This is a genomic window from Lentzea waywayandensis (assembly GCF_900115955.1).
Lineage (GTDB): Bacteria > Actinomycetota > Actinomycetes > Mycobacteriales > Pseudonocardiaceae > Lentzea > Lentzea waywayandensis.
The window spans coordinates 788,765-795,622 of the sequence record NZ_FOYL01000001.1; the positions used below are offsets into that span (position 1 = coordinate 788,765).

Sequence of the window (6,858 nt, forward strand, 5' to 3'; positions counted from 1 at the left end):
TTCGAGGCTGAAGACACCGGCGACGTGCGCGGCGGCGATCTCACCGATCGAGTGGCCCGCGACGCGGCTGGGCTTCACGCCGTAGAACTCGAACAACCGGTACAGCGCGACCTGGAACGCGAACAGCGCGGGCTGCGCGACCCCGGTCAGGTTGAGCGCTTCCTGGTCGTCGCCCCACATGACCTCGCGGACGGCCGGGTCGAGGTTGGCCAGCACCGCGTCGAGCGCCTCGGCGAACGCGGGGAACGCCTCGTACAGCTCACGGCCCATGCCGACCCGCTGCGACCCCTGCCCGCTGAACAGGAACGCCGGCTCGCTGGCCTTCGCGACACCGCTCGCCAGCACCTCGCCGTCGAGCACCACGGCTCGATGGTCGAACGACGCGCGCGTGGTGAGCAACGAGAGCGCGATGTCCGCCGCGTGCCCCGGCCACGCATTGATCCGCTCGACCTGCCCGGCCAACGCCTCCGCCGAGCGCGCCGACACCACGTAGGGCACGGGCACCGCATGGGGCACGGACACCGGAACCGCCTCGACCTGTTCCGGCGCGCTCGGCGCCTCCAGAATCACGTGCGCGTTAGTGCCCGAGACACCGAACGACGAGACGCCGGCGCGACGCGGGCGGGAGACGGAAGGCCACGTCGTCGCGGCCGTGACCAGGGAGACCTCGCCCGCGGTCCAGTCGATGTGGGTCGACGGCTGGTCGACGTGCAGCGTCGCGGGCACGACGCCGTGGCGCATCGCGTGGACCATCTTGATGATGCCCGCGACACCGGCGGCGGCCTGGGTGTGGCCGATGTTCGACTTGATGGAGCCGAGCAGCAGCGGCGACGGGCGGTCCTGGCCGTACACCGCGAGCAGCGCCTGAGCTTCGATCGGGTCGCCCAGAGTCGTGCCGGTGCCGTGCGCCTCGACCACGTCGACGTCGGTCACGGCAAGTCCGGCCGAAGCCAGTGCGGAGCGGATCACACGCTGCTGTGACGGCCCGTTCGGCGCGGTCAGGCCGTTCGAGGCGCCGTCCTGGTTGACCGCAGAACCGCGCACGACCGCCAACACGGTGTGGCCGTTGCGCAGCGCGTCGGACTGGCGTTCCAGCACGAGAAGGCCGACGCCCTCGCCCCAGCCGGTGCCGTCGGCGGCGTCGGCGAAGGACTTGCAGCGGCCGTCCATCGCGAGGCCGCGCTGCTTGGAGAAGGCGACGAACGAGCCCGGCGTCGACATGACGGTCACACCGCCGGCCAGTGCCAGCGAGCATTCGCCGTTGCGCAGGGCCGAGGACGCGAGGTGCAGTGCCACCAAAGAAGAAGAGCAAGCCGTGTCGACGGTGACGGCGGGACCTTCGAGGCCGAAGGTGTAGGCGACACGGCCGGACAGCACGCTCTGCGCGGTGCCGGTGCCCTGGTAGCCCTCGAAGATGTCGTCGGACACCAAAGTCGAGTAGTCGTTGGACATCACGCCCGCGAACACGCCGGTTTTGGAGCCGCGAACGGAAGCCGGGTCGATGCCCGCACGCTCGAAGGCCTCCCACGCGGTCCGCAGCAGCAGCCGGTGCTGCACGTCCGTGGCGAGGGCCTCGCGCGGGGACATGCCGAAGAAGTCCGGGTCGAACGCCGGGGCGTCGTGCAGGAACCCGCCCTGCATCACGTGGGTCTTGCCGGCGGCGTCCGGGTCCGGGTCGAAGAGCCCGTCGAGGTCCCAGCCGCGGTTCGACGGGAAGCCGGTGACGCCGTCGCGCTCCTCGAACACCAGGCGCCACAGCTCTTCCGGCGACGCCACGCCACCTGGGTAGTGGCAGGCCATGCCGACGATCACGATCGGGTCGTCGGAAACGGCTCCAGCGGCCACTTCCGGCACGTAGACGTCCGCGCCGAACAGCTCGTCCATCAGGTAGGAGGCCAGGGCGCCGGCCGTCGGGTAGTCGAAGATCAGGGTCGCGGGCAGGCGGATGCCGGTCGACGCCGTCAGACGGTTGCGCAGCTCGACCGCGGTCAGCGAGTCGAACCCGAGCCCCTGGAACGTGCGGGTTCGGTCCACTTCGGACGCGCTGCCGTGGCCGAGCACAGCGGCGACCTCGGTGGCGACCAGGCCCAGCAACGCTTCCAGCCGGGCGTCGGAGCCGAGCCGCGACAGTTCGGCGACAAGGCCGTCCGCCGCAACGGACTGAGCGGCGGCGCGGCGCTTCGGAGTCTTGATCAGGCCGCGCAGCAACGGCGGCGGCGTGCCCTGAGCGCGCAGCGCCGGAAGATCCAGGCGAAGCGGCAGCAGGAAGGCGTCCGATCCGGCGGCACCGGCGTCGAACAGGGCCAGGCCCTCGGCGACCTTCAGCGGAGGCATGCCGGACCGGGCGATGCGCTGCATGTCGGCGTCGGACATGGCGGCGGTCATGCCGGAGGTCTGCTCCCAGGCGCCCCACGCCAGCGCGACCGCGTGTTGACCTGATGCGCGTCGGACACGAGCAAGAGCGTCGATGAAAGCGTTGGCGGCGGCGTAGTTCGCCTGTCCGGCGCCACCGAACGTGCCCGCGGCCGACGAGAACAGCACGAAGGGCACGTCAGGCAGAAGCTCGTGCAGGTGCAGCGCGGCGTCTGCCTTCGGACCCAGGACGACGGCGATGCGCTCCGGCGTCAAGGATTCAACGACACCGTCGTCCAGCACTGCGGCCGTGTGCACGACGCCGCCGACGGAGTGCCGCGACAGCAACGATTCCAGCGCCGAACGGTCGGAGACGTCACACGCCTCCACGATCACGTCCGCGCCCAGCTCCCGCAACGCCGAGACGTCAGCGGTTCCGCTGCGCGAGACGAGCAGCAGTTCACGAACGCCGTGCTCCGCAACGAGATGCCGGGCCACCAGTTGGCCGAGTCCGCCGGTACCACCGGTGATGAGGACGCGACCGGACCAGGACAACTGCGAGACAGGCAGCGCGGCCCGCGCGAGGCGAGCGGCCAGAACGACACCGTCGCGGATCGCCAGCACCGGCTCGTCGGTCGTCAACGCGTGCAGCACCGCGCCCAGGGACGCGTCGGAGAAGTCCAGGTCCACCAGCACGAAACGGCCGGGGTGCTCGGACTGCGCCGACCGCACCAGGCCACGCGCGGCGGCCGCGGCGAGATCGTCGCCGTCCACCGCTCCGCGCGTCACGAACGCGAGCCGGCCCGCGGGCCGCGTCACGAACTCCTGGATCAGCGCCAGCACTCGCGCGCACGTCTCGCGAACATCCGTGCCGACCACAGGAACCAGCGTCAGGTCGGCGTCCGTCAGCTCGGAGACGACGGGACCGGCGGCCAGCGACAGCACGTCCGGACCGAGCACCGCGACGGTCTGCTCCGCGAACCCGGCCGGCAGCTCGACGGGCGCCCACTCGACGCGGAACAACGAGTCGCGCTCGACCCCGGACCCCAGCTCGTCAACGGGAACCGGCCGCGTCTGCAGAGCCTCGACGGATGCGACAGGAGCGCCGGTCGCGTCGGCGACGGCGATCTCCATCGAGCCGTCCTCACCGCGCGACAGCCGCACCCGCACCGCGGAAGCGCCCGACGCGTGCAGCGTCACGCCCTGCCAGGAGAACGGCAGCCCACCGCGGCTGATCGAGCCGAGGTCACCGAACCCGGCGGCGTGCATACCGGCGTCCAGCAACGCGGGGTGCAGCCCGAACGCGCCGCCGTCGACGCCCTCGGGCAGCGACACCTCGGCGTAGACGACACCGTCGCCGCCACGCCACACCGCTTGCAAGCCTTGGAAGACCGGGCCGTAGTCGAAGCCCATGTCGGTGAAGCGCTCGTACGACCCGGCGACGTCGACGGACTCGGCACCGGCGGGCGGCCACACCGAGGCGTCGAACGACACGGCGCTGGTGCCCGAGCCGAGCACGCCGGAAGCGTGCTGAAGCCAAGGCACGTCAACGGAACCCTCGGCCCGCGAGAAGATCGCGACGCTGCGCCTGCCCTCGGAGTCGGCCGCACCGACGGAGACCTGCACCTGGGCAGCGGTGTCCGGCGTCAGAACGAGCGGCGCGGCGAGCGTGAGCTCCTCGACGCGGTCACAGCCGACCTCGTCCGCCGCGCGAACAGCGAGCTCCAGGAAAGCCGTGCCGGCGAACAGAACCCGGCCCATCACGACGTGATCCGCGAGCCACGGGTGCGTCGCGAGCGACAACCGGGACGTGAACAGATGGCCCGACGAACCCGCCAGCTCCACGGCCGCGCCGAGCAACGGGTGACCGACCGAGCCCAGTCCGGCGCCGCGCACGTCGCCGGACTGCGTCTTCGGGCGCGGCCAGAACCGCTGCCGCTGGAACGCGTACGTCGGCAGGTCCGCCTTCTGCGCGCCGGAACCCTCGAACAGCCGGGTCCAGTCCACGGGAACGCCCGCGACGTGCAGCCGCGACAGCGCCGTCACGAACGCCAGTTCCTCGCCGCGGTCCTTGCGCGCGGTCGGGATCGCGTCGTCGACCATCGCGGCGAGCACGCCGTCCGGGCCGACCTCGACGAACGTCTTGTCGCCCAACGCGGTCACGGTGTCGTGGAACCGCACGGCGTCGCGGACGTGCCGAACCCAGTACTCGGATTGTTCAACAATCCCACGACTCACCAAGGGGATGGAGGGATTGTTGAACGAAATGCCGGAGATCGCCGCGCGGAAGTCCTCCAGCATTGGCTCCATCAGCGGCGAGTGGAACGCGTGGCTGACCTGAAGCTGCTTCGACTTGCGCGGAGCACGATCGTTGAGTTGTTCAACAATCCTACGCGCTTCGCTCTCCACACCGGCGATGACCAGCGACTCAGGGCCGTTGATCGCGGCGATCGAGACATCGGCGGTGAGCAGCGGGAGGACCTCGTCCTCCGTGGCCTGCACCGCGATCATCACGCCACCGGCCGGGAGCGCCTGCATGAGCGAGGCGCGGGCGGTCACCAGCGTGCAGGCATCCTCAAGGGAGAACACCCCGGCGACGTGCGCGGCCGCGATCTCACCGATCGAGTGGCCCGCCACCTGCTCCGGCACGAGTCCGAACGACTCCAGCAACCGGAACATGGCGACTTCGAAGGCGAACAACGCGGGCTGGGTGTAGCGGGTCTGCTCGAGCGCGGCAGCGTCGTCGCCCCACATCACCGAACGCAGAGCGGGGTCGAGGTGCTCAAGCGCGGCGTCGAACGCGGCCGCGAACACCGGGAACCGCGCGTGCAGCTCACGGCCCATGCCGAGGCGCTGGGATCCCTGTCCGGAGAACAGGAACGCGAGCGTGGTCTCGTCGGCGGCCACCCCGCGGGCGAGCTCGGTGCCGTCCGGCAGCACCACGGCCCGCTGTTCGAACGACGCCCGCGCCGTCGCCAGGGTGAACGCGATGTCCAGCGGGGACAGGGAGTCCACGACCGCCCGCAGCCGATCCCGTTGCGCGTCCAGGGCGGCCGCGGTGCGACCGGACAGAACCCACGGCAGCACAGCGGGAGCGGACACGACCGGAGCAGCCTCGACGACCAGCGGCGGAGCCTGCTCGAGGATCACGTGCGCGTTCGTGCCCGAGACACCGAACGCGGACACGCCGGCACGCAGCGGGCGGTCGACCGAGGGCCACGGCCGCGCGTCGTGCAGCAGCGACACGTTGCCCTTGGTCCAGTCGACCTGGGTGGAGGGCGTGCCGAGGTGCAGGGACCGGGGAAGCAGTCCGTTCTGCAGCGCCATGACGACCTTGATCACGCCGGCGACTCCCGCGGCGCCCTGGGGGTGACCGATGTTGGACTTGATCGACCCGAGGTAGAGCGGCTCGGCGCGGTCCTGGCCGTACACCGAGAGGATCGCCTGCGCCTCGATCGGGTCGCCCAGGGTGGTTCCGGTGCCGTGCGCCTCGACGGCGTCCACATCGGACGGTGTGAGGCCGCCGTTCTGCAGTGCCTGACGGATGACGCGCTGCTGCGAGGGCCCGTTCGGCGCGGTCAGGCCGTTGGAGGCACCGTCCTGGTTGACGGCGGACCCGCGGACCACGGCGAGGATCTTGTCGCCGGCGCGCTGCGCGTCGGACAGGCGCTTCAGCACCAGCACGCCGACGCCCTCGGACCAGCCGGTGCCGTCCGCGTCGTCGGAGAACGCCTTGCAGCGCCCGTTTCCGGCGAGCCCGCCCTGCGAGGTGAAGGCGGCGAACCCGGCGGGCGTCGTCATGACCGCGACACCACCGGCGAGCGCCAGGTCGCACTCACCGGCGCGCAACGCGGAGGAGGCGAGGTGTAGTGCCACCAACGAAGAAGAGCAGGCGGTGTCGACGGTGACTGCGGGACCTTCCAGTCCCAGCAGGTAGGAGATGCGGCCGGAGAGAACGGAGGCGGCGAACGCGGTCGTGGCGTAGAGGCCGACGTCCTCGCCCGAGCGCGAGAGCAGGTCGGCGTAGTCCTGCGAGGTGGTGCCCATGAACACGCCGGTCTTGGTGCCGCGCAACGACTGCGCGTTCACCCCCGCGCGTTCCAGGGCCTCCCAGGCGGTCTCGAGCAGGAGGCGCTGCTGCGGGTCCATGACGACGGCTTCGCGGGGCGAGATGCCGAAGAACCCGGCGTCGAACGACGCCGGGTCTTCGAGGAAACCACCTTCGATGGTGGCGGAGTTGAGATCGGAGACGTCCCAGCCGCGATCGGCGGGGAAGCCGCCGATCGCGTCCCTGCCCTGTGCGACGACCTGCCAGAGCTCCTCGGGCGAGGCCACCCCGCCGGGGTACCGGCAGCCGATGCCCACGATCGCGATCGGTTCCACCGCTGCCGCGATCAGCTGCTGGTTCTGCTTGCGCAGCCGGTCGATCTCCTTCAGTGACGACCGCAGAGCCTCGACGTACTGGTTAGCAGAGGTGGTCATCGCGCTTCCTTCTCGGATCGCCCG

At 71.0% G+C, this 6,858-nt stretch carries 1 protein-coding gene (running past one end of the window); it reads right to left on the reverse strand.

Going from position 1 to position 6,858, the window contains the following annotated elements; translation table 11 throughout:
- Positions 1-6,834, reverse strand: partial view of a type I polyketide synthase gene (locus BM417_RS03585; RefSeq protein ID WP_093588250.1) — the beginning only. Its footprint begins 22,758 nt before the window's first position; 6,834 of the gene's 29,592 nt are visible here — the first part of the coding sequence; it begins with the start codon at positions 6,832-6,834; its stop codon lies off the left edge, out of view.
- Positions 6,835-6,858: the final 24 nt, after the last annotated feature.